The 24,333-nt window shown below is 59.8% G+C and carries 14 protein-coding genes; 6 read left to right on the top strand and 8 right to left on the bottom strand.

The genetic code is table 11. The features are described from left to right. The first annotated feature begins 179 nt into the window (after window positions 1-179). A complete protein-coding gene (locus sS8_RS12690; protein ID WP_119629949.1) occupies window positions 180-2,702 on the top strand; it encodes a sensor histidine kinase in 2,523 nt (840 codons plus the stop codon). On the opposite strand, the gene odhB is transcribed toward sS8_RS12690, so the two are convergent. After that, window positions 2,655-3,905, bottom strand: coding sequence for a 2-oxoglutarate dehydrogenase complex dihydrolipoyllysine-residue succinyltransferase (gene odhB / locus sS8_RS12685; protein ID WP_119629948.1), 1,251 nt, complete (start codon window positions 3,903-3,905; stop codon window positions 2,655-2,657). The two genes, sS8_RS12690 and odhB, sit on opposite strands and share 48 nt — an antisense overlap. Beyond that, window positions 3,880-6,732 carry a 2-oxoglutarate dehydrogenase E1 component gene (locus tag sS8_RS12680; protein ID WP_119629947.1) on the bottom strand — a complete coding sequence of 951 codons (2,853 nt, stop codon included), beginning with the start codon at window positions 6,730-6,732 and terminating at the stop codon, window positions 3,880-3,882. Before sS8_RS12680 ends, odhB begins: the two co-directional genes overlap by 26 nt. 407 nt (window positions 6,733-7,139) lie before the next feature. Here sS8_RS12680 and sS8_RS12675 point away from each other — a divergent pair, with 407 nt between their 5' ends. Both sS8_RS12675 and moaA read left to right on the top strand, forming a co-directional pair. Continuing rightward, window positions 7,140-8,345, top strand: coding sequence for an EAL and HDOD domain-containing protein (locus tag sS8_RS12675; RefSeq protein ID WP_119629946.1), 1,206 nt, complete (start codon window positions 7,140-7,142; stop codon window positions 8,343-8,345). 117 nt (window positions 8,346-8,462) lie between these two features. Further along, a complete protein-coding gene (gene moaA / locus sS8_RS12670; RefSeq protein WP_119632763.1) occupies window positions 8,463-9,464 on the top strand; it encodes a GTP 3',8-cyclase MoaA in 1,002 nt (333 codons plus the stop codon). A gap of 94 nt (window positions 9,465-9,558) precedes the next feature. On the opposite strand, the gene sS8_RS12665 is transcribed toward moaA, so the two are convergent. The 3 genes from sS8_RS12665 to moaB all read right to left on the bottom strand — a co-directional run bounded on the left by sS8_RS12665 (window position 9,559) and on the right by moaB (window position 11,212). After that, window positions 9,559-9,765: a DUF6494 family protein gene (locus sS8_RS12665; RefSeq protein WP_119629945.1), complete on the bottom strand. Its 207-nt coding sequence runs from the start codon at window positions 9,763-9,765 to the stop codon at window positions 9,559-9,561. Window positions 9,766-9,846: 81 nt separating this feature from the next. Then, the gene (locus sS8_RS12660; protein WP_119629944.1) at window positions 9,847-10,527 is read right to left on the bottom strand and encodes an NnrU family protein; all 681 of its coding nucleotides are present in this window, start codon (window positions 10,525-10,527) and stop codon (window positions 9,847-9,849) included. A gap of 163 nt (window positions 10,528-10,690) precedes the next feature. After that, entirely contained in the window at window positions 10,691-11,212 is a 522-nt protein-coding gene (gene moaB, locus sS8_RS12655; protein ID WP_119629943.1) for a molybdenum cofactor biosynthesis protein B, read from the bottom strand. Between the two features lie 310 nt (window positions 11,213-11,522). Here moaB and sS8_RS12650 point away from each other — a divergent pair, with 310 nt between their 5' ends. The 3 genes from sS8_RS12650 (at window position 11,523) to sS8_RS12640 (ending at window position 17,307) form a co-directional block, all read left to right on the top strand. Further along, window positions 11,523-12,890, top strand: a complete 1,368-nt coding sequence (locus tag sS8_RS12650; RefSeq protein WP_119632762.1) for a TolC family protein — start codon at window positions 11,523-11,525, stop codon at window positions 12,888-12,890. 104 nt (window positions 12,891-12,994) lie between these two features. Continuing rightward, window positions 12,995-14,077, top strand: coding sequence for an efflux RND transporter periplasmic adaptor subunit (locus sS8_RS12645; RefSeq protein WP_119629942.1), 1,083 nt, complete (start codon window positions 12,995-12,997; stop codon window positions 14,075-14,077). Beyond that, on the top strand, window positions 14,074-17,307 hold the full coding sequence (locus sS8_RS12640) for an efflux RND transporter permease subunit (RefSeq protein WP_119629941.1): 3,234 nt from the start codon (window positions 14,074-14,076) through the stop codon (window positions 17,305-17,307). Before sS8_RS12645 ends, sS8_RS12640 begins: the two co-directional genes overlap by 4 nt. 650 nt (window positions 17,308-17,957) lie before the next feature. Here sS8_RS12640 and ligA read toward each other — a convergent pair. From ligA to smc, 3 genes are all read right to left on the bottom strand, one after another. Further along, window positions 17,958-19,970: an NAD-dependent DNA ligase LigA gene (gene ligA, locus sS8_RS12635; RefSeq protein WP_119629940.1), complete on the bottom strand. Its 2,013-nt coding sequence runs from the start codon at window positions 19,968-19,970 to the stop codon at window positions 17,958-17,960. Between the two features lie 2 nt (window positions 19,971-19,972). Further along, entirely contained in the window at window positions 19,973-20,701 is a 729-nt protein-coding gene (locus sS8_RS12630; RefSeq protein ID WP_119629939.1) for a cell division protein ZipA, read from the bottom strand. Between the two features lie 110 nt (window positions 20,702-20,811). Next, on the bottom strand, window positions 20,812-24,318 hold the full coding sequence (smc, locus tag sS8_RS12625) for a chromosome segregation protein SMC (RefSeq protein ID WP_119629938.1): 3,507 nt from the start codon (window positions 24,316-24,318) through the stop codon (window positions 20,812-20,814). Window positions 24,319-24,333 lie beyond the last annotated feature (15 nt).

Raw genomic sequence — 24,333 nt, 5'->3', positions numbered from 1 at the left:
AACCGGATGCGGGAAAACCGCACGTCCGGGTCTGTGCGGGGGGCGCCCGGTAACGGGCGTTCCTACCGCGAGAGGGCTTCTGTCGTTCGGCCCCGCGGTATAGCCGGCTGGCTCTGGACGAGGAATCGTATTTTGAACTTGGCGGCCGTGACTTAGGACTATGGGAATAGAGGTCAATCGTGTCCAGTTTCAATAAAGCCGAAGAGACGCTGAAAATAGGGAGTTCATTCAAGGTTCTTGCGCCCTACGCCGCTGTGGTTGTGGCGCTGGCCGTCGTCCTGGGGTTGATTTTTGCGGCCTACGAAATGAGCCGGCCGATTCCGGTCAGTCTTCTATTGCTCATCCCGATCCTCGTGGGTGCTTTCTTGGGCGGCTTGAGCGCCGGGGCGTTCGCGATGATTCTGGGGCTCGCCGCGGATCATTTCCTGTTCGGGAAATTGGTGCCCGATGTCCAGCGCCTTTTTCCCTATATCGACGAGCAGGTCCGGCTGGTATTTTTCATGGTCGAGGGCCTGCTGTTGAACGCGGTAGGGCATTGGCACCGGCTTTCCCGATTGAAGGCGCAGGAAGCGGAACGCCGTCAGCGGATGTTGGAACAGGAAATCGTGCGTCGGCGGAGGCTCGAGGAATCGGTGGTTCGCAGTCAGCGCGCCGTGAAATCACAGCTTTCCGAAATTGAAAGCATTTATGCAACGGCGCCGGTGGGGCTCTGCTTCATCGACCGGGATCTGCGCTTCGTCAGGGTTAACCGGGAACTGGCTGAAATTCACGGCATTCCTGTAGAGGAGCACATCGGACAAAGCGTACAAAAGGTCGTTCCGGAGATAGGGCTCGCGATGGTTCCGCTGTTGCGGCGGGTGATCGTATCGGGCGAGCCGATTCTGGATAAAGAGATTGCCGACATCACCCTGGAAGGTGCTCGGACAAAACCTGTTTTGTTGGTGAATCTATTTCCGGCCAAGGAAAGCGACGGATTTGTGTCCGGTGTAAATGTGGCCGTAAGGGAGATCTCCGGACAGAAGCGATTCGAGGAAACACTGAAGGAAAGCGAGGAAAAATACCGGCTGTTGGCGGAAGTGTCGCCGCTCGCAATCTGGACGGCTGCTCCGGACGGTTCCTTGCTCTATGCGAGTCACCACTGGTTGGAGTACAGCGGCCTAACATTGGAGCAGAGCTTGGGCCAAGGATGGGCGTCGGTATTGCATCCGGAGGATCGCGAAAGGGTATTTGCCGAGCAGGCGGAGGCTCTGGAGAAGAGCTGTCCTTACGAGACGGAGCTACGATTTCGCTGTTATCGGAGCGGAGAGTATCGTTGGCATCTCGTCCGTGCATTGCCGCTTCGTGACGATGGAGGCCGGGTTCGCCAGTGGATGGGCATTGCCATGGACATTCATCAGATCAAATGCGGCGAGGAGGCGTGGCGAGAGAGCCAGGCGCGCCTGCTGCTTGCTCTTGAAGTTGGACGCATGACGGTTTGGGAGCGGGATTCCGCGACCGGTGCGGTTACATGGCTGGACCCCACGAATCTTCATTCGGCCATAGGATTCGAAGATCAATTCCTGGCCTGGGTAAAAGATCTCGCCGAGCGGAATCTGCCCTTGAGTTCCCAAACCGAAGTCCAGCCGGTAGAGAGCTATCGCCAAGAATTCCAGATCGTCTTGCCGGACGGAAAATTGAATTGGGTGGAAGCGCGAGGCCAGCTCTTTCGAGGCAGCCGAAGGCTGGTCGGCGTCCTTTCCGACGTGACCGACCGGAAACGTGCGGAAGACAGTTTGCGTCACGTCAAGGAAGTTGAAGAAGCGCTGCGCGAAGCGGACCGAAGAAAGGACGAGTTCATCGCCTTGTTGGCGCACGAACTTCGGAATCCGCTAGCCCCCATTTTGACATCGGCGCAGTTGTTGAAACGGCGTGGTTCGGAACGACCGGAACTGATCGAGTCGGCTACCGAGAGTATCGAACGCCAGGTCAAATATCTGACTCGGCTGATCAATGATCTTCTGGATATCTCGCGGGTGGCCAGAGGCAAGTTAAAGCTGAGCTTTGAAGTTACCGACATGGCCTCGGTCATTGCCCACGCGGTTGAAGTTTGCCGGCCGGTGATCGAGAACAACCAACAGGAGTTGGTGTACCGGGGAACCGGCCAGCCGCTTTATCTTTGGGGAGACCCGGCAAGGCTTTCGCAGATCATCGCAAATCTGTTGATGAACGCCGCGAAATTCACGCCCGGAAATGGCCGGATTGAATTGGCGATGGAGCGCAAAGGGCCGGAAATTGCGATCAAGGTCCGGGACAACGGTATCGGCATTGAACCGGACGCGCTCGAACACATTTTCGAACCCTTCGTTCAATATGAGCGACCGCTGCATAACGGACATAGCGGGCTGGGTGTCGGTTTGGCCCTCGTGAAAAGTCTAGTGGAAATGCACGGCGGCAGAATTTCGGTAGTCAGTTACGGCAAAGACCAAGGCACCGAGTTTTCAATTCGATTGCCGTTGTTCGACCAGTCGTCCGGGCGAAAATCGGATTCGGCGGATACCGAGGACGAAGTCCAGCCCATCCGTTCGCCTGTTACCCACGACGAAGCGCTCGCATCCCTGCCTCGGGAGGCGTATCGAGGTGTTTCGGCGCGACAGCGCTCGGCGATGAACGGGTTTTCAGATCTTGAGAAGCAATCTGACCGGGTCTTCCAGCAGTTCCTTTAAAGTGAACAGAAAAGTCACGGCTTCGCGGCCGTCGATGATGCGATGGTCGTAGGAGAGGGCGAGGTAGATCATCGGCCTGATGACGATCTGGCCGGCCTCGACCACCGGCCGGTCCTTGATGACATGCATGCCGAGGATGGCGCTTTGCGGCGGATTGAGGATGGGCGTGGAGAGCATGGAACCGAAGATGCCGCCGTTGGTGATGGTGAAGGTGCCGCCGCTCAAGTCTTCGAAGCTGAGTTTACCGTCGCGTGCCTTCTGTGAAAAATCGATGATCGCCTTTTCGATTTCGGCAAAATCGAGCCGGTCGGCGTCACGCAGAATCGGCACCACGAGCCCCCGGTCGGTGGACACTGCGATGCCGATATCGTAATAGTCGTGATGGACGATCTCGTTTCCATCGATTGAAGCGTTGATGATGGGAAAGCGTCTGAGCCCCTCCACCGCTGCTTTGACGAAAAAGGACATGAAGCCCAGCTTGATCTTGTATTCCTGCTCGAAACGGGCACGGTGCTGATTACGCAGGTCGAAGATCTTCTGCATATTGACCTCGTTGAAGGTGGTCAATGTAGCGGTCGTATGCTGGGCTTCGATCATGCGTTCGGCAATGCGGGCTCGGAGCCGTGTCATGGGTACGCGCCGTTCTCCGCGCCCCTCCGCTCCACGCACGGCGGGTTTCTCGCTAGGTTCCGGCTGCGGTTTCCGCTCCGGTGCGAGCGCTTCGGCGGATTTCCGTTTTTGCGAATCCAGGAAATCCAGAACGTCCTGTTTGGTCAGGCGGCCTTCGCGTCCCGTGCCTCTGATCTGCGCCGGGTCGAGGTTGTGCTCAATAAGCAGTCTGCGCACTGAAGGTCCCATGGGCTGCGCGAATCTAACGGGTCTGCGGGCTGCCTCGGGCATGGCCGCGGGCTCCGGTTTTGCCGGCATGGCCTCGGGCACGGAGGCTTCGGCAACCGCCGGACGGGCTTCGGTTTCGATCACCGCCAGCAGCTCGCCGCTCCCGACCACGTCGCCCTTGACATGACGGATTTCCTGCAGCACGCCGTTATCCGGCACGGGAACCTCGAGAATGACCTTCTCGGTTTCCAAATCAACCAAGGTTTCACTCTTCTGTACCGTGTCGCCCGGCTGTTTATGCCAGTCGAGCAAGGTCGCGTCGGTAACGGATTCGGGCAGGTTAGGCACGGTGACTTCGATGCGCATGAACTATTCCTAATAACTCTTGACGGGGTGCGGTTCCGAACAGCGCGTCTTCGACAACCTTCTTCTGCTGCTCCAAATGCCGGTGGAACTGACCTACTGCGGGTGCGGCGGACATCGGCCGCCCGGCATAGCTGAGGACGATGTCCTTCTCCAGCAGGTTCAGGAAGCGGTGCTTGATTTGGTGCCACGCTCCCTGGTTTTCCGGTTCTTCCTGGCACCAGATCAGTTCTCTCATTTGGGGATAGCCCGCCAGTTCCTGCATGAAGGCATCGCAAGGGAAGGGATAGAGCTGTTCTATGCGGATAATGGCGACATTATGAAGGTTTTCCTTTCGCCGAGTCTCCAGAAGATCGTAGAACACTTTCCCCGTGCAGAGGATGACACGGGTGATCTTGGCCGGATCGTGGGCGTCGATCTCGCCGATGATATTGCGGAACTCCCCACTCGACAAGGCATCCAGCGGTGAAGTCGCCAATTTGTGCCGCAGCAGGCTCTTGGGGGTCATGATGATCAGCGGCTTGCGGTAGGGCCTCAGCATCTGCCGGCGCAACAAATGAAAGATCTGGGCAGGCGTGGTCGGTACGCAGACCTGCATATTCTGCTCGGCGCACAGCTGGAGGTAGCGCTCGATTCTGGCCGACGAGTGTTCCGGACCTTGGCCTTCGTAGCCGTGCGGCAGAAGCATGGTCAGTCCGCTGAGCCGGCCCCACTTGGTTTCGCCCGAGCTGATGAATTGATCGATCACCACCTGGGCATTGTTGGCGAAGTCGCCGAATTGAGCTTCCCAAATGACCAGGGTGTCGGGTTCGGAACTGCTGTAGCCGTATTCGAACCCGAGCACGCCCTCTTCGGATAGCAGCGAGTCGTACAGGTGAAAGCGTGCCTGGTTATCACTGAGATTCTGGAGCGGAACGTAGGCATCGCCGGATCCTTGGTCGTAAAGAATCGCGTGGCGATGGAAAAACGTTCCGCGTCCCACGTCTTGACCCGTCAGGCGTACGCTGTAGCCTTCGGTCAACAGCGAGGCATAGGCCAGGGTTTCGGCAAAGCCCCAGTCGAGGGGGATTTCCCCTGCCGCCATTTTGCGCCGGTTGTTCATGATTGCCGCTGCACGCGGATGAAGGCCAAAATCCGGCGGAATACTGATGAGCCGCTGCGTGAGGTCGTGAATGGTCGTCTCCGGCAAACCGGTGTCGCAGGGCTGCGTCCACTCGGTTCCGAGATAATGACTCCACCGCGTCTTGGCGTAGCTCATGGCGTCCTGAACGATCGGCCGGAGGAAGGTTTCGTCGTTTTTAAGGCCGCTTTGGTATTCCTCCTCCATACGCTGGACCTTGTCCCCGGTCACCACACCTTCGGCGATCAACCTTTCGGCGTACAGCTTCCGTACCGGCGGATGGCTACGGATGAAGCGGTACATGAAAGGCTGGGTCACGGCCGGCTCGTCCGCTTCGTTATGGCCATGGCGGCGATAGCAGATGAGGTCGATCACCACGTCCCGCTTGAACTTCATCCGGTAATCGAGCGCCAGCCGGGTGACATAAATCACGGCCTCCGGATCATCGCCGTTCACGTGGAACACCGGGGCCTGGGTCATGTTGGCCACATCGGTGCAGTACAGCGTGGATCGGGCGTCGAACGGGTTGCTGGTAGTGAAGCCGATCTGGTTGTTGATGACGATATGTATGGTTCCGCCCGTCGTGTAAGCGCGGGTTTCGGCCATGTTGAGCGTTTCCATCACCACGCCTTGTCCCGCGAAAGCGGCATCGCCGTGAATCAGGATCGGAAGTACAGCGGTCTCGCCGTCTTCGTTCTCGCGCCGGTCCTGGCGAGCGCGCACCGAACCTTCCACCACCGGGTCGATGATTTCGAGGTGCGAAGGATTGAACGCCAGCGCCAGGTGTACCAATCCGCCGCCGGTTTCGATGTCCGACGAAAAGCCCATGTGATATTTCACGTCGCCTGCCCCCGCATGCGGGGGCGCGCCGGAATAGATGCCTTCGAACTCCTGAAACAGCGTGCTGGGCTTTTTGCCGAGGATATTGATGAGAACGTTCAGCCGTCCCCGGTGGGCCATGCCCATCACGATTTCCTTGGTTCCTTTTTCGCCTGCCCGCTGAATCAGGTCGTCAAGCAGCGGGATCAGGGTTTCCGCACCCTCGAGCGAGAATCGCTTCTGCCCCACATATTTCCGGTGCAGGTATTTTTCGATGCCTTCGGCGGCGGTCAGAAGCCTCAGCATCCATATCTTTTCCTCGGCGTCGAAGTTTCCCCGTGCGCGCGAACTCTCCAGCCGCTTCTGTATCCAGCGCTTGATGTCGCTGTCGACGATGTGCATGTACTCGGCGCCGACCTGGCCGCAATAGGTCTGGCGCAGCATCGAAAGAATCTCGCGCAGAGGCAGCTTTTCCGGGCTTCGCAGGATGTCGATATAGAACGGGCGGTCCAGCTCGTCGTCGCCGAGCTCGTAATAGGCCGGATTCAGATCTCTCAGTTCGGCCGGCGGGGACAATTTCAACGGGTTGTTGTCGGCGGATTGATGGCCGCGGGTACGGAATTGATAAATCAGCCGATCGACCGCGGATTGCTTGCGCAACATTTCTTCCGCTTCATATTCCCCGAGTGCCGCTCTGACGACGTGGCGTTCTCTTTCCGTTATCGGTTCCTCACCGGCCAAGTCTTGTTGGATAGACCGGAACTTTTCCCGCCAGCTTTCATCGACCGATTCCGGGTCACGTAGGAATTTCTCGTAGAGATCTTCGAGAAATCCAACGTTGTCTTCGCTGAAGGCCGATGCTTCCTTAAAGAGTTGTAAGAGTTTATTCATTAGAGATTGTCTCGTGTGTTCGTCCCGTTCTTTAGTGATTTTAAACGAAGGCTTGACGCCTTCGGTGTGGTATCCAGTCCGTTGGATCAGGCTGTGGGACGCGTATACTTAATGACAATTTTGAGCCGAGTTTTATCTCTGATAAAGCCTGAAAATCATCCGGATCTCAAGCAGCCGGATTTCCCGACGCTATCGTGTGCGGCTTTCACGGCCAACTATCGCTTGCGTCCGATTTTTCGTCTGCAGCTAAGTCTATTCAATTCTTCCCGAAGTAGGTTGAACTACGTGCAGAGCGTCGATTGCGGCCATCGTGCCGGGCAGCCGCAACACGCCGAGCGTGTGACGGATTCTTGTGCTAGCCTCTTGCTAGAAATCATTCTCGGACAAGTTACTGCGGGGGGACAGTTATGTTCGACGGGGTAGTGGGGCGCGTGCCCATTTACACGCACGCTCTCGATGTGTACGGCTATGAGCTTAACTTTTGTAGCGGTGAAGCTCTGAGCGTCGGGCGCAAAGACAGCGAAGAGCAGTGGGCCGAGGTGGTCATGCAGGCCTGCCGGGCCATGGATTTGAAAGACTTGGTTGGGGACGGCCGGGCAATGCTTCGGGTGCCCTCTGCCTTTCTGAGTGTATGCGATGGCTTGTCGTGGCCGAAATCCAGGGTGGTTCTCGCGGTGCCGGGAGAGATTCTAAACGACCGCGCCGCGGAAGAAGCCGTATCCCGGCTAGCCGGCAAAGGATTCACCATCGCTCTCCACAACCCGGCCTGCGACTTGGTCGAGCTCAGGCGAGAGGCCGACTTCGTATCGATCTGTTCCCTCGACGCTCGGAACCTGAACGGTTTTAAAGCCAATTGGAGCGAGCAGCACGACCAGAACCTGCATCTTCTGGTGCGGGACGTGGAGACGCCGGACGAGTACGACCGCTTTCGCAGGCTCGGATTCGATTATTACGAAGGACTGTTTTTCGAACGCCCCCGGCAATTGCGCAGTTGCGATATACCGGCCAACCGTCTGGCCGTGCTCGAGCTGTTGGCTCGACTCCAGAACCCGAAAGTCGAAGTCGACGAAGCCGAGGCGATCATCACGCGCGACATGACTTTGAGCTACAAGCTGCTCCGCCTGGTCAATTCCGCGTTTTTCGGTGTGACCAAGCGGGTTGATTCGATTCGCCGCGCCGTGATCTTCTTCGGCTTGCAGCGGATCAAGAATTGGGCATCCGTGATTCTGGTCAATTCGGTCGATTACCGTCCGCGTGAGCTGCTGACCACCGCACTGATACGGGCCAGAACCTGTGAGCTCCTGGCCGAGCGGATGAAACGGCCCAAGCCGGAGCTCTACTACATCGCAGGCTTGTTTTCCTTGTTGGATGCGGTCATGGACGTGCGGATGGCGGACATTCTGCGACACTTGAAGCTGGACGATGGCATCGACGAGGCGCTGCTTCACGGCAGCGGGCCGATTGGCGAGGTTCTCCGCGCCGCCGTAGCGTTCGAGCGAGCCGACCCCGGTGGAATTCAGGCGTGCCGGCTCGCGCCGGGTGTACCCGCCCGTGCCTATGTCGAATCGATACGCTGGGCGATGGATGTTCAAAGAGTTCTGGAGAGTGCTTGACGCATCCTTGGAAGCGGTTGGACGAGATAAATCCTGAGTGAATTACTTGGCTATTGAGTCGGCTTCGTGGGAAAATTGTTCCAGCTTTCGACCTTTCCTGATGAAAACGACAACGCTATGCCGGATTTACCCTCGCAATTGATAGACCGCTTCGGGCGGCGCGTCAATTACGTTCGCATTTCGATCACCGACCGTTGCGACTTTCGCTGCATTTATTGCATGAGCGAAGACACGGTTTTTCTGCCACGCGCGCAGATTTTGACGCTGGAGGAAATTCTTGCCGTCGCCGCCGCTTTCACGGAACTCGGCGTCGAGAAAATCCGGATTACCGGTGGAGAACCTTTGGTGCGCAAGGGGGCAGTGGAATTATTGACGGAAATCGGCAAACTGCGGGGCTTGCGAGAACTGGTCCTGACCACCAACGGCTCGCAGCTCGAAAGAACCGCGTTCCTGCTCAAGTCGGCGGGTGTCAAACGCATCAACATCAGCCTAGATTCATTGGACGCCGAACGGTTCCGGAACATGACGCGAGTGGGGGATTTGGAGCAGGTGCTGCGCGGTATCGACGCTGCGCTGGATGCGGGGTTCGAGCGGCTCAAGATCAATTCCGTCGTGCTCAAGAATCGTAATCACGATGAAGTGGTCTCCCTGGTCGACTATGCCATCGCCAAGAAAATCGACATCAGTTTCATAGAAGAAATGCCCTTGGGAACGGTCGACGACCATGATCGGGCCGAGGCGTACTATTCCAGCGACGACATCAAGCAGGATCTCGAACGGCATTTTCTCCTGCTGCCCACCCCGGATACCACCGGCGGACCTTCCCGTTATTTTCGCGTGTCCAGCAGCGAAACCCGCGTCGGATTCATCTCCCCGCACAGTCACAATTTCTGCGGAACCTGCAATCGTGTGCGAGTGACGGCGGAAGGGCGCTTGCTGCTGTGCCTGGGCAACGAACACTCGATAGACCTTAAGCGGGTCTTGCGAGCCAACCCGGGTGACATGAACAAGCTGAAATACGCGATCATCGACGCCATGGCGATCAAGCCGGAACGGCATTATTTCGACATCAAGGCTCAGCCGGTGATTTTCCGTCATATGAACGCGACCGGCGGTTGAGTCTGCACGCCCTTGACCCGCGCCGTCACGCCGGCTTCGCCCGCTCGCAGAGGGGCGCCTCCGTAAAGACCGCTCGGCACGCGATTGGGTGCGGCTACTCCAGAGCGATCTCGCCGTCGATCACGTGACGGATATTCAGTGCCGGAACTTCCAAGGTCATTTTCACCGCAAACTTCTCGTTTCCCAGCAGTTTGCCCGCTTGTAAAGCGTCGTGTACGACGAGTTCGATCTCACGCTGCGAAGTTACCCCCACCTTTTTCAGGAACTTGCGGATATCCATGTTGAACGTATCATCGTTCATCGCCGTGTCTCCTAGATAATGGGAACCACAAGTTTCGATGCAATTTTTCGGCACTTGATCCCGAGCCCGACGTCGGCGTGTTCAGAACAGCGGCGAAACGCCGAACAATTTGGCATGGAAGTGCAATAGTGCTAGGTAAAGCGCTACGGCCAGAGCGATGCGCCACCATCCGATCTCGGCTATTTTGAGCTGATTGCGTCCTTCTCGGATGGCCTTGAAAGGCATATTGGAGGTGGCGGCCGCGAATTTCGTCCATTGTTCTCCCAAGTGCCGCCGGCGCTTGGCGTCTATCGAGCGGGTGCCGCCCAGCGCGAGCAGCAGCAGGGACCCGAACAGCACGAGCGCTGCGACATCGCCGTTGGCAATCAGGTGCGTGACGGCCCACAAGGCGATTCCCCAGAGAAACGGATGGCGGGTGATCCGCAAAATGCCCTGTGCCGGCTCTGCTTCGGACAGCAGGGATTCGCCGTTGACCGCGGTCGGACTGGGTGTCGTTATGCCGGTCACGGCCAGAATGAAAGCGATCAGCATCAGGAGCGCCGCTACCGGCTTGAACCACGCGAGCTGCCCCCAGGTTTCGAGGTAAGGCGCATGGCGATAGGCATAGATCAGCCAGAACAGACCCGCCAGCGAAAGGATCGAAAAACCGCCGCGGTACATGCGTTCGCCGTACTTCGCGATCAACCGGTCCCTCCCTCGGCTGCCGGCGATCAGGAAATGGATGCCGACGAAAAACAGGGCAGCAAGCGTAAGCTGAATCATGAGGCGTGCTCCGGTGTGAGTCGTTTACGGGTCATGGTGCGTTTGCAGTGCGTCAAGAAAAAACCGCCGGTGTTATTTATCATTCGGCACGGCTTCAGATGGGTTACGAACAGCATGCCCACGCGCTGAGCTATTCAGCGCGCCCCATCGCTTCGTGCTCGGCTCATCGCTCCAGCAGGCGGGGCATGAGTTCCACCAGGTTGCATGGGCGGGTACGGTAGTCGAGCTGATCCCGGATGATTTGGTCCCAAGCGGTCCGGCACGCGCCGGAAGAGCCGGGCAGGCAGAAGATGTAGGTGCCGTTGGCGACGCCGGCGACGGCACGGGATTGAATCGTGGAAGTCTTGATTTCCTGATAGGAAATGGCTCGAAAGACTTCGCCGAATCCATCGAGCGTCTTGTCGAACAGGACGGAGACCGCCTCGGGCGTACCGTCTCTCCCGGTCACACCGGTGCCTCCCGTGGTGATGACGGCCTGAATCGATTCGGAAGCGATCCATTCCGATACCACGGCGCGTATTCGGTAAATGTCGTCGGGTACGATGCGTTTATCCGCCAGCCGGTGCCCGGCGCCGCTCAGCCTTTCGACCAGGCTTCTTCCGGAAGCGTCGGTGTCTTCCGTGCGTGTATCGGATACCGTCAGTATCGCGATGTTGAGGGGAACGAAGCCTCTTTCCTCGGACATTGAGATGCTTTCCTGTGGAACGTGTTGTAAATTCGGTTCGTGAAACGATCGGCTGTTGTTCGAGCCTCTTGCCGGAGACCATGCACCGGTTTGTGAACGCTAAAAGCTATCGAACATCTCGATGGCGCGCAATCCTTCAGGGAAGAATCCGAGCTTGATTAAATATTAGTATATTCTTATATTGTGGCCGGTCCGTGGTTGCGCGGCCGTAACGGCGTGTGCCGATCGGTCCGGCGTCGGCATTCGAGCTTCGAAACGTCCGGAGGTATTTGCACGTCCGGACGCAAGCGGAGTAGGAGCAAAGCAGGATATGAGTTTAAAGAATTCCCAGTCGAGACTCTTGGCCGTGGCTGCGACGCTCTGTCTGGCACTGGCCGGATTCGGGGCCGCCGCTGAGACGCGGGTGGATGCAAACGCCCGCCACCCACTCAAGTTGGATGAAGCGATCGAGCTCGCATTCGCCCAAAACCCGGATCTGCTCGCCGCCGCTGCCCGAATCGGCGAGGCCGAAGCCAAGGTCGCCGAGGCCGCAGCGAACTTCTATCCCAGGCTGACCGCGCGGGTCGGTTATGCCTATTCCGACGATCCTGCTCAGGCATTTTCCTATATCGTGGCGCAGCGCCGTTTCGACTTCGGCATGGACATCAACCACCCCGGCTGGGTGGAAAACTTCCGCCCCGAAATCGTCGGCACCTGGTCCTTGTACCGGGGGGGGCAGGACAGTTACCGGAAGAAAGCCGCCGAACTGGGCGTCGAAGCGGCCGAACTGGAGCGTTCGGCGATTCGCAACCGCCTGGCGGCTGCGGTGACGGCGGCGTATTACGCATTGCTGTCCGCACCGCAGCAAGTGAATGTGGCGCGGCATTCGGTCACGGCGGTAGAACGCGAGCTGGAGCATACCAAGCACCGGGTGGCGGAAGGCATGGCGCTCAAGGCCGACGTGTTGTCCCTCGAAGTTCGTGCGGCGGAGGCCCGCGAGGCCGAGTTGAAGGCGCAAAACGCCATTGAGTTGGCGCGTTCGGCGCTCAAGACGCTGCTTGGGGCCAGCACGGACGAGCTCATTAATCTCATCGAGCCCGCCGACAGGCCTGCTGCGCACCCGGATCAGGCTTATGCCCGGTTGCTCGACCAGGCTTTGGCCCAGCGGCCCGAGATGCAGGCGGCGATACAGCAGTCGCATATCAGGCGCGAGGAACTCCAGGCCGAGCGCGGTGCTCGCTGGCCGCGGGTGAATGCCTATGCCGCCTATGGCCAGAACAGCCGCTCGCCGGATTTCGCGTTCAGCCGGGATAACGTCACCTTGGGCGTCAATGCCGAAGTGGATTTATTCTCGGGCGGCGCGGTCTCCGCTCGTATCGCCCAGGCGGAACGCCGGCTGTCCGAAGCTCAAGCCCTGGAGCAGCGTACCCGGCTGGAGATCGAGGATGAAGTCCGGCGCGCCTTTACGACATTGGAAGAAGCGCTACAGCGCCTGAAGGTGGCCGAAGCCGGAGCCGCCGCTGCCGACGAGGCGTTACGCCTGGTCAACGAGCAATACCGCGGCGGGACCGCGAGCGTGACGCGCTATCTGGAAGCCGAAACCGACCGCGCCGACGCCGCTTTGCGTGCCATCGTTGCCGCCTATGAAAGCCGGGTGGCGCAAGCTCAGCTGCAGAAGGCAGTGGGGCACTGGCGCTAAGGAATCCGAAGGAGACGGTCCTCGACTTCCGCCGGAACGGATTTCTTCCCGTAGCCGAAAAATTTTTGCGACGACGAATCGGCAAAACACTGAAAGGCATATTCATGACCCATTCCAAGCAGTCCAGGACCAAGCTGATCTATGCTCTGATCGCGGCGGCCGTTTTGATCGTGCTTCTCGTGTGGATGCAAGGGGGCTTCAAAGACAAGGTGGAACCGGGGGTGAGCGAGTCCGTGGCGAATGGGAAAGCCGAAGAGCGCGCGCCAACGGTTAAGGTGGTTCGCAAGGCGGTCGAAAAAATCTTCGCCTGGCCCGGCACCGCCGCGGCGCGGACGGTGGCGCAGATCGCTCCCAAGATTCCCGGCAGGATTCTGGAAATCGCGGTTCGCGCGGGCGATCGCGTCAAGAAGGATCAGGTGCTGGCACGTCTCGACGAACGCGAAACCCGCTCGCGTCTGGGCCAGGCACGAGCCGCGCTCGCCGCCGCGGAGGCGCAGGCCGGACACGCTCGCGCCGATGCCCGCCGAATCCAAAATCTTTACGACAAAGAGGCCGCGACCCGGCAAGCCCTCGATGCCGCGCTGGCGGCGGCCCGGACCGCCGAAGCGCAAGTGCGGGAAGCGAGAGATGCGATTCGCGAGGCGGAATCCTCGCAGACGGAAACGGTGCTGCGCGCGCCCTTCGACGGAATCATCGTCGAACGCCGTCTGGAACCGGGCGACATGGCCTTGCCCGGTTCGCCGATCCTGGTTCTTCAGGAATCGCAGCGGCTTCGGATCGAGAGCGCCATCCCCGCCGAGTGCGCCGGCCTGGTCGAAATCGGAGATGAACTCAAGGTCCGCATCGCCAATCCGGAACGAGAACTCGATGCCGTGGCGGACGAAATCCAACCTGCCGCCGATCCCAGGACCCGAACCGTGCTGGTGAAAGCCCGCTTGCCCGAAGATTCGGGCGTGCAGCCCGGCGCGTTCGGCTGGCTCTATCAAGCCTGCGGTCAGGACGAGGTGCTGTTGCTGCCGGTTTCCGCCGTGAGCCGCGTCGGACAACTCGAGAGCGTACGGCTGGTAGTCGACGATAAGGTCCGGCTGCGTCACGTCCGCACCGGCAAGCGGCACGACGGTCAGATCGAAATTCTCTCGGGACTCGATGAAGGTGATACCGTGCTGCTCCCGGAGGCCGGTCGATGAGTGCCGAAACGCCTGTCGAGCGAGGATTGACGGCTCGCATCGTCGAGCTGTTCATCACCTCCAAGCTTTCGATCCTGCTGCTGATCGGGTCCTTTCTGGCCGGGTTCGCCGCGCTGGTACTGACGCCGCGCGAAGAAGAACCACAGATCGTGGTACCGGTGGCGGATGTGTTGATCAACGCGCCGGGCGCCCGCGCCGAGGAAGTCGAAAAACTGGTTTCGACACCGCTCGAGACCCTGCTGCGGGAGATCGACGGCGTCGAGTACGTCTACTCGGTTTCACGGGAAGGCGAGGCCTTGGTGACGGTGCGCTTTTATGTCGGCGAAGACCGTGAGGACAGTCTGGTCAAGGTCTGGAACAAGCTGATGTCCAATCAGGATCGGATCCCGCCGCTGGTGAATTCGTGGACCGTGAAGCCGGTGGAAATCGACGATGTTCCCATCGTCACACTGGCTTTGTCCTCGAGCGATCCGAGCTACGATACGGCGGCGCTGCGCCGTTTGGCCGACGAGATGAAGGACAAGCTGGCCGTGGTGGAGGATGCCGGCAAGATCACCGTGGTCGGCGGCGAGCGCCGGCAGGTTTCGATCTATCCCGATCCCGCGCGCTTGGCGGCGCACGGCACGACCGTTCTGGATGTGATGCGAGCCTTGCAGGCCGCCAACATAAACCTGCAGGCCGGAACCTTCGAACAGGCCAACCGCGTCGTCCGCCTGGATGCCGGCCCGTTCTTCACCGGTGCGGACGAGGTCGCCGGCACGCCGGTAGCCGGGCAGGGCGGCAGACTGGTTTATCTCCGCAACGTGGCGGAGTTGATCGACGGTCCGCGGGAGTTCGAGGGCTACACGCGGATCGGCTACGGGCCGGCAGCCGCGGAAAGCCCCCGGTTGGGCGAAACGGAAGCGGCGAGACCCGGCGAAGAGCGGCAAGCGGTTACTCTGGCCGTCGCCAAGCGGAAAGGGGCGAACGCCGTCGCGGTGGCCGAAGAGGTCATCGAAGCGGCGAGCGGGCTATACGGCACCGTCATTCCCGAAGACGTCACCGTCAACATCACCCGCAATTACGGCGAGACCGCGGATCACAAGGTCAACGAACTGGTCCGACATCTGTTCATCGCCATCGCCACGATCATCGTTCTGTTGGCTTTCGCCCTGGGGCCGAAGGAGTCTTTCATCGTTGCCCTCGCGGTGCCGATGACTTTGGGCGTGACCCTGTTCTGCGATCTCATCTTCGGCTACACCATCAACCGCGTGACCCTGTTCGCGCTGATTCTGTCGCTGGGACTTTTGGTGGACGATCCCATCGTCGACGTGGAAAACATCTTTCGCCATTTCAAGCTGCGCCGGGAGCCTCCCCTGGACGCCACCTTGACCGCGGTCGACGAGGTCCGTCCGCCCACCATCTTCGCGACCTTCACCGTCATCGTGTCCTTTTTGCCGATGTTCTTCATCACCGGCATGATGGGGCCGTACATGGCGCCCATGGCTTTCAACGTGCCCATCGCGATGCTGATGTCGCTCCTGGTGGCGTTCACGGTAACTCCCTGGGCGAGCTATTACCTCCTCAAGAGCGAGTACGGCAAGGGCGAGGAAGCGTTCGAAATCAAAAAGAGCGCGGTGTACCGGTTTTATCACCGCACCCTGGGCGGACTCCTGGCAACCGCCGGTCGGGCGAAAATCTTTCTATGGCTGGTGCTGGCGGCCTTCGTGGTTTCCGCCCTGCTGGCGGTGTTTCGCATCGTGCCGCTGAAGCTCCTGCCTTTCGACAACAAGAACGAGCTGCAAATCGTCGTCGACATGCCGCGCGGCACCACCCTGGAACGAACCGACGCGGCGGCGCGGGCGCTTGGCGATTATCTCGCCGCCGTCAACGAAGTGACCGATTTCGAGACTTACGTGGGACTCGCATCGCCCATGGATTTCAACGGACTGGTGCGGCATTACTATCTGCGGCGGGAACCGTATCAGGCGGAGATTCGGATCAACCTCCTGCCCAAGGAGCGGCGCGAGCAACAGTCCCACGAGATCGCCCTGCGCATCCGTCCCGACATCGAGCGGATCGCCAAGGCTTACGGCGCCAATGCCAAGATCGTCGAAACCCCTCCGGGTCCTCCGGTGCTGTCGACTTTCGTGGCCGAAGTGTACGGTCCCCTGGACGCGGATTATGCCGATCTGGCGCGGGTTGCCGAAGGCGTAAAGCAGGAGATCGCCGGAATCGAAGGGGTGGTCGACGTGGACGACACCGTCGACGAGCCGCAGACCGTGATCCGCTATCGGTTGGACCGTCAGCAGGCCGCGCTGCACGGCGTAACCGTGGCGGAGGTTGCGGAGACCCTACGCGCAGCGTTGAACGGAATGTCCGCCGGCGTCGTGCACGTTTCGTCCGAACGCCAGCCCCTGGTAATCGTCATGCGGCTGCGGCGCGCGGAGCGTTCCTCCATGGCCGATCTGAATGCGCTGCGGGTGAAAGGCCTGGACGGCTCGCTGGTGCCGCTGGGCGAAATCGGCCATGCGACGGAGGAACCGGCGGATCTCACGATTTATCATAAAGACCTCAGGCGCCTGAGCTACGTGACCGCGGAAATGGCGGGGCGGAGTCCGGTGGAGGCCGTTTTCGACTGGTGGGACATCGAAAAGGAAAAGCCGCTGCCCGAAGGCTATGCGGTCGATCTGGCCGGGGAAGGGGAGTGGAAGATCACGGTGGACGTATTCCGCGATCTGGGGCTCGCGTTCGGCGCGGCCCTGCTCATGATTTACGTGCTCCTGGTGGCGCAGACGGGTTCCTTGGGGATGCCGCTCATCATCATGGTGGCGATTCCCTTGACCGTTATCGGCATCATGCCGGGTTTCGCATTGCTCAACCTGCTGTTCACCGAACCCGTGGCGGGTTTCGACAATCCGATTCTTTTCACCGCCACCGCCATGATCGGCATGATCGCCCTAGCCGGCATCGTGGTGCGCAATTCCATCATTCTTATCGACTTCATCGAGCGGTTGCGGGAGCAGGGAGAAACACTGATCGATGCCCTCATCGAAGCCGGCGCCACCCGGTTCCGGCCCATCTTTCTCACTGCCGCGGCCGCGCTGTTCGGCTCTTTCGTCATCACCCTGGATCCCATCTTCTCCGGGCTCGCCTGGAGTTTCATCTTCGGCATTTTTGCGTCGACCGCGTTTTCGCTCTACGTGGTGCCGGTGGTTTATTACCTGTTAAATCGGCAACGGGCGCAATGAAGGCTGACGGAGCTTTCTCAGGTATTGCGTAACACCTCGAGAAACCTATGTCGGTAAACGATTACTGACCTCTGACATTTGGTTCCGAATCCATATTTTGTTTTGAAGGGTGCGGAGCAGTTTTCGATCGGCTCACTTCTTCTCCATGAGGATGGGATTTCTCGCCGAGTGGATGAGACTGTTACCGCAACAAATCGTGGAGGTCGGGCAACAAAAAGTTGCGTGAACGTGAACTTGCGAGCTACCGAGCTGTCAATAGGTAAGAGTTCTTCCTCCTCTTGACCCACCTCATGGTGGGTTTTTTCTTTTTGTCGATTCCCGGCCTCTATGTTGGGGCGGCAATCCCGCGGATAGCCCCGCGTGGCTGCGTGATCGCGGAGTGAAACGGCGCCTGGAGCGTTTTCATCTCGTTTATCCGGCGAAACAGGCTTAGCAGCAGTTGTAGGCACCTTCGGCCAAGGTAGATCGACTCAAACGTTCGTAGGTCGGCAATCCTTTGCCGACGAACCTATCGGTCAGGCGGCGGTGTCGGCAAGGGATTGCCGACCTACTCACGAGCTCCCGTAGGGTAGATTCGGAGATGCTCTAGTGGTAGTCGGCAATCCCTTGCCGATTTTCGCGGAGCCGCAGGGGACGCATCGCCTACCTTTTCAGGTTTCGATCAAGCGCAAAAAAGCCGCTTCATCCAATACTTCAACCCCGAGTTCCTCGGCCTTGGTCAGCTTCGAGCCGGGGTCGGCACCGGCGATCACGTAGCTGGTGTTTTTGGACACGCTACCGGTGACCTTGCCCCCGAGAGCCTGAAGCCGGGCTTTCGCTTCGTCGCGGGACATGGCGGAGAGCGTGCCGGTGATGACGAAGGTTCGGCCCTGCAACGGCTGGTCGGTTTTCACCTCCGCGATTTCGTCCCAATGCACTCCGGCGGCGAGTAGTGCCTGAACGACCTCGACATTATGCGGCTGCCGGAAGAATGTGTAGATGTGATGGGCCACGGACGGGCCTATGTCCGGCACTTTCTGCAGTGCTTCCTCGTCCGCGGCCATGATCTTGTCGAGTGTCCGGAAATGCTGGGCCAGTGTTTGCGCGGTGACTTCGCCGACTTCGCGGATGCCCAGAGCGTAAAGGAAGCGGGGCAGAGTGGTGTGTTTGCTCCTTTCCAGGGCATTGATCAGATTCTCCGCCGATTTCCGTCCCATCCGCTCCAGTGCCGCGAGCCGTTCGACGTCGAGGTGAAAGAGATCGGCGACGGTTTCGATTAACCCCTTTTCGAGAATCTGATCGACCAGCTTGTCTCCCAGGCCGTCGATGTCCATGGCGCGGCGCGACGCGAAATGCTTGATCGATTCCCTGTGTTGCGCGGCACAGAACAGGCCGCCGCTGCAACGGGCGATGGCTTCGCCAGGCTCCAGTTCCACTTCCGAGCCGCACACGGGACACCGGCTCGGCATCTGGAAGACCTGCGCATCGGCCGGGCGAAGTTCCGGCAGGCTTTTCACCACTTCCGGGATCACATCGCCGGCGCGGCGAACGACTACCGTATCGCCGGCCCGAACGTCGCGCCGATGCACTTCGTCCGCGTTGTGCAGGGTCGCATTGGTCACGGTCACGCCGCCCACGAAAACCGGTTCCAGCCGTGCCACCGGAGTCATAGCACCGGTGCGCCCCACTTGAACCTCGATGGCGATGACCTTGGTGGTGGCTTCCTCGGCCGGAAATTTGTGGGCGATAGCCCAGCGCGGCGCGCGGGCGACGAAGCCCAGCACGCGCCGGTCGGCGAGCCGGTCGACCTTGTACACCACGCCGTCGATCTCGTACGGGAGATCGTGCCGCCGGGCCAGAAGATCCTTGAAATACGCGAGACAGCCGGCTACGCCCCGGACCACGTGCAGTTCCGGGTTGACCGGTATGCCCCAGGACTTGAAGCGGTCCATCAGCTCCTTTTGGGTTTCCGGCAGTTGGTCACCGGGAAACACGCCATAGCCGTATGCGTAAAACCGGAGCGGGCGCGAGGCGGTGATCTTGGCGTCGAGTTGCCGGAGACTTCCGGCGGCGGCATTGCGCGGGTTGACGAAAACCTTGTCGCCGTTTTGGCGTGCCCGCTCATTCAGGGCGAGGAAGCCCTGTTTCGACATGAACACTTCGCCTCTGACTTCCAGTCGGTCCGGCCAGCCCTCGCCAGCGAGGCGCAAGGGAATGTCGCGTATGGTGCGGACATTGTGGGAAATGTCCTCGCCGGTCTGGCCGTCGCCGCGCGTCGCCCCGCACACCAGGACGCCCTTGTCGTAAACGAGGCTCACCGCGAGACCGTCGAGCTTGGGCTCCACCAGATAGCCGATGTCGTTGCGTTCGAGCCGCTGGCACACGCGGCGGTGGAAATCCTCGACGTCCTCGTCGCTGAAGGCATTGTCCAACGACAGCATGGGGATTTCATGGCGTACCGCGGCAAACGCTGCGACCGGTGGAGCGCCGACCCGCTGGGTCGGGGAGTCCGGTGTCGCGAGTTCCGGATATTGCCGCTCGATCGCCAGCAGTTCCTGCATTAGACGGTCGTACTCGGCATCCGAAATCAGCGGCGAATCGAGCTGATAATAGCGCTGGTTGTGAAATTCGATGTCCTTGCGCAAGTCATCCGCGCGGCGTTTGATCTCTTCCGGAGTGTTCACGGCTACTCGTAAGCCTCTTCCAGGCGGTTGCGCATTTGAGCGATTTTTGCCGTGGTCAGCGGGGAGCGGGTTTCGTCCCACTCGATCCCGTCCAAGCGAACGGCGAGTTCATGGCAAGTGTTGACCAAATTGTCGAACACATACAAGGGGTCATCGACCGTTGCCGGCTGGAAGAACAGGATTACGCCGGGACATTCGAAGGACGTCATGTCGTCGATGGGAAACGTTCCGGGTTTCACCAGGCTGGCCACGCTGAATAGCGGCTTGCGGAAGTCCTGGTCATAGCGGTGAAAAATGCCCATCTCGCCATGGATCAGGTCGAGGTCCAGCAGGGCATTCTTGAGGTCTTCGCCGGCAAAAACGAAGTCTTCGCCAGCGACAACGCTGAGCTGTATCAGAAACGGCGCGCCCAGGGCGGCATTCTTATCGGTTTCCCGCGAAGTTCTACGCGGCGTTTCGACCACCTCTGCCGGCTCTTCTCCGAGATCGAATTCGTCGTCGGAAAAACGCCGCTCGTTTCTATCCGGAACACGAACGCTTTCGATTTCGTCCAGCTCGGAGTAGTCGGGCTGCTCCCGGTCGATCGAGGGGTCGAAATCCAGCTCGTCGAATTCGCCGCGCCGTTGCAGAAAATCCAGGATTTCTTGCTTATATCTGCCCCAGACATAGATGCCGGCGATGACGATGATGCCGATCGCCAGCAGGATCAAACGTACGGTATCTCTATCCATCTGTTTCCTCAAAGGCTGTCGGACAGCCTGGAAATAAGGAAGCCGCCAACGGCGGCAAAGTTATCTCATGCGGGCGCGCGGCCCGCGCGGAACTGAAATCCATTACGCTTTCAAACCGCCGACATTTCCACTGCGGCGTCGATATCCACCGCGACGATACGGGATACGCCGGGTTCTTTCATGGTGACGCCGGCCAAATGCTGGGCGATTTCCATCGTCACCTTATTATGCGAAATGAACAGGAATTGTACCTTTTCGGACATTTCCTTGACCAACTGGCTGAAGCGGCCGACATTGGCGTCGTCCAGCGGGGCGTCGACTTCGTCGAGCAGGCAGAAGGGTGCCGGGTTGAGTTCGAAGATGGCGAAAACCAGTGCGACTGCCGTGAGCGCCTTTTCGCCGCCCGACAACAGATGAATCGAACTGTTCCGCTTGCCGGGCGGCCGTGCCATGATGCTGACGCCGGTATGCAGCAAGTCGCGTTCGGTGAGATCCAGCGACGCCTGCCCGCCGCCGAAAAGCTTGGGAAACATCCGTTGCAGGCCGGCGTTTACCCGGTCGAAGGTTTCCTTGAAGCGGGTCCGGCATTCGCGGTCGATTTTCTCGATGGCTTCTCGCAGCGTGGCCAGAGACTCGGTCAGATCCTGGTGCTGTTGATCGAGAAATTTCATCCGTTCCGATTGGGCCAGGTATTCTTCCATCGCCGTCAGATTGACCGCGCCCAGCCTGATGATTTCCTCTCCGAGTTCGGCGACTCGCTTCTGCCAGATTTTCTCGTCGGCGTCGTCCGGGAGCTCGGCCAAAACCGCCTCCGCCACAGCGCCCAGTTCTTCGAATTGTTCCTGTACCGTTTGCCGGCGCACCTCGTTCGCTTGTAGCTCCAGTTTGGCTTGTTCGAGGCGCTGCTTGAGGTTCTCCAGATCCCTTTGATTGCGGATTCGGGCTTCGTCGATGCGGCGCGTTTCGGCTTCCAGTTCGCCGGAACGTTTGCGCAAATCCGACAAAGCCCGCTCGACCTCGACGCGCTGTTCCGACAGCTCGTCCAAGCGGGCCTGTTCCTCCTCGACCGGCGTTTCCGCCTCGCTCATTTGTGCGCTGACGGTTTCCAACCGTCCCAGCGACTGATCGTACAGGTGCTGCGCCCGTTCCAAATGTTTCCGGGTCAAGCCTTCGGCGGATTTCAGTGTTTCCAGACGAGTCTTGAGTTCGTGGACCCCGTCTCGCGCCGCTTGCAGGGATGTGTCGGCATTGCCGAGGAGAACTTCCAGCTCCTCCCGCCGGACGGCGTGGTCAGCCGTTTTCGGTTCCAGTTCGGCGAGGCGTTCTTCGGCCTCGATCAGACCGGTTCTGGCTTCGGCGGTTTCTTCGATGGCTTGAGACTGATTTTCTTCCAGATCGACCAGTTCATGTTCGAGCTGCCGGAGCCGCTTCGCGGCCTGTTCGCAGCGCGCCGCGGCCGCGCTGGCTTCGGCCTTGAGCCGGGCCTGATCGGCCCCCAGGCTGCGCTCCTTCGCCTGCAGATGCTCCCGCTCGTGCTCAGCGTCCTTTACCGCCTGATCGGCTTCGGCGAGGTCCTGCTCCAGTGCCCGGGTTTTCTCCAGCAAGCCGTCGCGCCGTGCCTTCAACTCTCGCAGATCGCGCTCCCGCTTGATCATGCCGGCTTTGCCGTCGTCCGGCTTGCGGACCGCCAGCCAGCCCCGGCCCAGATGAATGCCGTCCGCGGTCACGACCGATTCGTGATCCGCCAGGCGCTCGCTCAGAGCTTTTGCCGCCGCGAGATCGTCCGCGCAGTACACGGCGCCGAGCAGCGGGCCGAGGTCCCAGGGGGATTGAACCTTCGCGATGAGTTTTTCCGCGGCCGGTACACCGTTCGCATCGGTCGAGCGGGTTTCAAAAAAACCCAGGGATTCGCCGGGAAGCCCATCCAGATGCGGCCAGTAGAAGTCCGGTCCTTCGACGCAGAGGGCTTCGAGGTAGCTGCCGAGAACGCGTTCCACGGCCGTCTCCCAGCCCGGGCTAACGTCCAGGTGTTCGGCCAGGCGAGCGGCATTATCGAGATCGCGTTCCGCCAGCCATTTTCTGATCGCGGCGCGGTCCTTGCCCATGGCGTGCTGTTGCAGCGTTTCCAGCGAGCTGATCTTGCCCTGCACGCCATGGACTTCGGCGCGGCAGGCATTCAGTTCGTCCTGACGGGCCTTGGCCCGATCGCGTTCCTCCCGAATCCTGTCGCTCAGGCTTTGCAGCCGCTCGTGCAGCGTCGCGCGTTCGGCTTCGAGTTCGGCCAGCTCCTGCTGTAGTTCTTCGAGTCCTTCGGTTTGCACGGTGGTCTCGAGATCGGCACGTTCGGCTTCCAGGCGTTCGCGCCGGGATTGGAGCTGGCGTTCCTGGTGTTCCAGTTGCTTCATACGCGATCTCTGGATCTCGGCCTGGCCTTTGAAACGGTTGATCTCGGCGCTCAGCGATTCGAACGCCTGGCGCAGATTTCTGAGGGCGCGGTCTGCTTCATCACGATGTCTGACCGCCTCGGTTTCGGCGGCCAGGGCCTGTTCGAGGCCAACCTCGACCGCAGCAAGTTCTTCCCGCACGGTTTCAATCTGGCGTTTGTCGTTTTCCAGATCATTAAGGGCCTGTTCTTTTTCGCCGTGGAGCCGGGCTTGTTCCTGGATCAGGGTTTCACGCGTCTTGCGGGCATGCTTGATGGTCTGGTCGAGCCGGCTGATTTCGGCGCCGAGTTCGTAATAGCGGCCTTGATGTTCGCCGAGTTGATGCTGCAGTGCTTCGTGGCGGTCGCGGTACTGCTCCAGAGACGCGTTCAAGCGGTTGTCTTCGCCGACCAGTTGCTTGAACAGCTGCTCGGAGGCGGCCAGGGATTTCTGGTGATCGCGCAGAAGTTCGTCGTATCTGCGCCAGCGGATGGCCAGCAATTGCTCCTTGTAGCGGCGCTCCTCCTGTTTCAGCGCGGTATATTTTTCCGCCTTCTTGGCCTGGCGCTGAAGATTGGCCAATTGCTTCGCTACCTCGTCGCGCAAGTCTTGCAGCCGGTCGAGGTTTTCCTGGGTGTGGCCCATGCGGAGCTCGGTTTCGTGGCGCCTTTCCTTGTATTTCGAGATCCCCGCCGCTTCCTCGATGATCTCGCGGAGTTCGTCGGGCTTGGCTTCGATCAGACGGGAAATGGTGCCTTGCTCGATGATCGCGTAGCTGCGCGAGCCCAGGCCGGTGCCGAGGAATAGATCGGTGATGTCCTTGCGGCGGCAGCGCGCGCCGTTCAGAAGATAAGTCGATTGCCCGTCTCGGGTGACCTGGCGTTTGATCGAGATTTCCCGGTATTTGGCGAATTCGCCCGGTGCCTTGCCCTCGCCGTTGTCGAAGATCAGTTCAACCGAAGCCAGGCCTACCGGCTTGCGCGTACTGGAGCCGTTGAAGATCACGTCGGCCATGGTGTCGCCGCGAAGGTGCCTGGCGGAACTCTCGCCCATCACCCAGCGCACCGCGTCGATGATATTGGATTTGCCGCAGCCGTTCGGTCCGACGATGCCCACGAGATTTCCGGGGAGAGGAATCGATGTGGGGTCGACGAAGGACTTGAAGCCCGCGAGTTTGATCTTGTCCAGCCGCATCAGAAGAGGCGGATG

It is taken from the genome of Methylocaldum marinum (assembly GCF_003584645.1).
GTDB lineage: Bacteria > Pseudomonadota > Gammaproteobacteria > Methylococcales > Methylococcaceae > Methylocaldum > Methylocaldum marinum.
Note: the sequence above shows the minus strand (reverse complement) of the source record. Positions and strands in the feature narration are given on the sequence as shown.

Coding starts and splice junctions, on each gene's coding strand:
- odhB (WP_119629948.1), bottom strand. CDS start 3,905: ATGCGCATCGAAGTCACCGTGCCTAACCTGCCCGAATCCGTTACCGAC.
- sS8_RS12680 (WP_119629947.1), bottom strand. CDS start 6,732: ATGAATAAACTCTTACAACTCTTTAAGGAAGCATCGGCCTTCAGCGAA.
- sS8_RS12675 (WP_119629946.1), top strand. CDS start 7,140: ATGTTCGACGGGGTAGTGGGGCGCGTGCCCATTTACACGCACGCTCTC.
- moaA (WP_119632763.1), top strand. CDS start 8,463: ATGCCGGATTTACCCTCGCAATTGATAGACCGCTTCGGGCGGCGCGTC.
- sS8_RS12665 (WP_119629945.1), bottom strand. CDS start 9,765: ATGAACGATGATACGTTCAACATGGATATCCGCAAGTTCCTGAAAAAG.
- sS8_RS12660 (WP_119629944.1), bottom strand. CDS start 10,527: ATGATTCAGCTTACGCTTGCTGCCCTGTTTTTCGTCGGCATCCATTTC.
- moaB (WP_119629943.1), bottom strand. CDS start 11,212: ATGTCCGAGGAAAGAGGCTTCGTTCCCCTCAACATCGCGATACTGACG.
- sS8_RS12650 (WP_119632762.1), top strand. CDS start 11,523: ATGAGTTTAAAGAATTCCCAGTCGAGACTCTTGGCCGTGGCTGCGACG.
- sS8_RS12645 (WP_119629942.1), top strand. CDS start 12,995: ATGACCCATTCCAAGCAGTCCAGGACCAAGCTGATCTATGCTCTGATC.
- sS8_RS12640 (WP_119629941.1), top strand. CDS start 14,074: ATGAGTGCCGAAACGCCTGTCGAGCGAGGATTGACGGCTCGCATCGTC.
- sS8_RS12630 (WP_119629939.1), bottom strand. CDS start 20,701: ATGGATAGAGATACCGTACGTTTGATCCTGCTGGCGATCGGCATCATC.
- smc (WP_119629938.1), bottom strand. CDS start 24,318: ATGCGGCTGGACAAGATCAAACTCGCGGGCTTCAAGTCCTTCGTCGAC.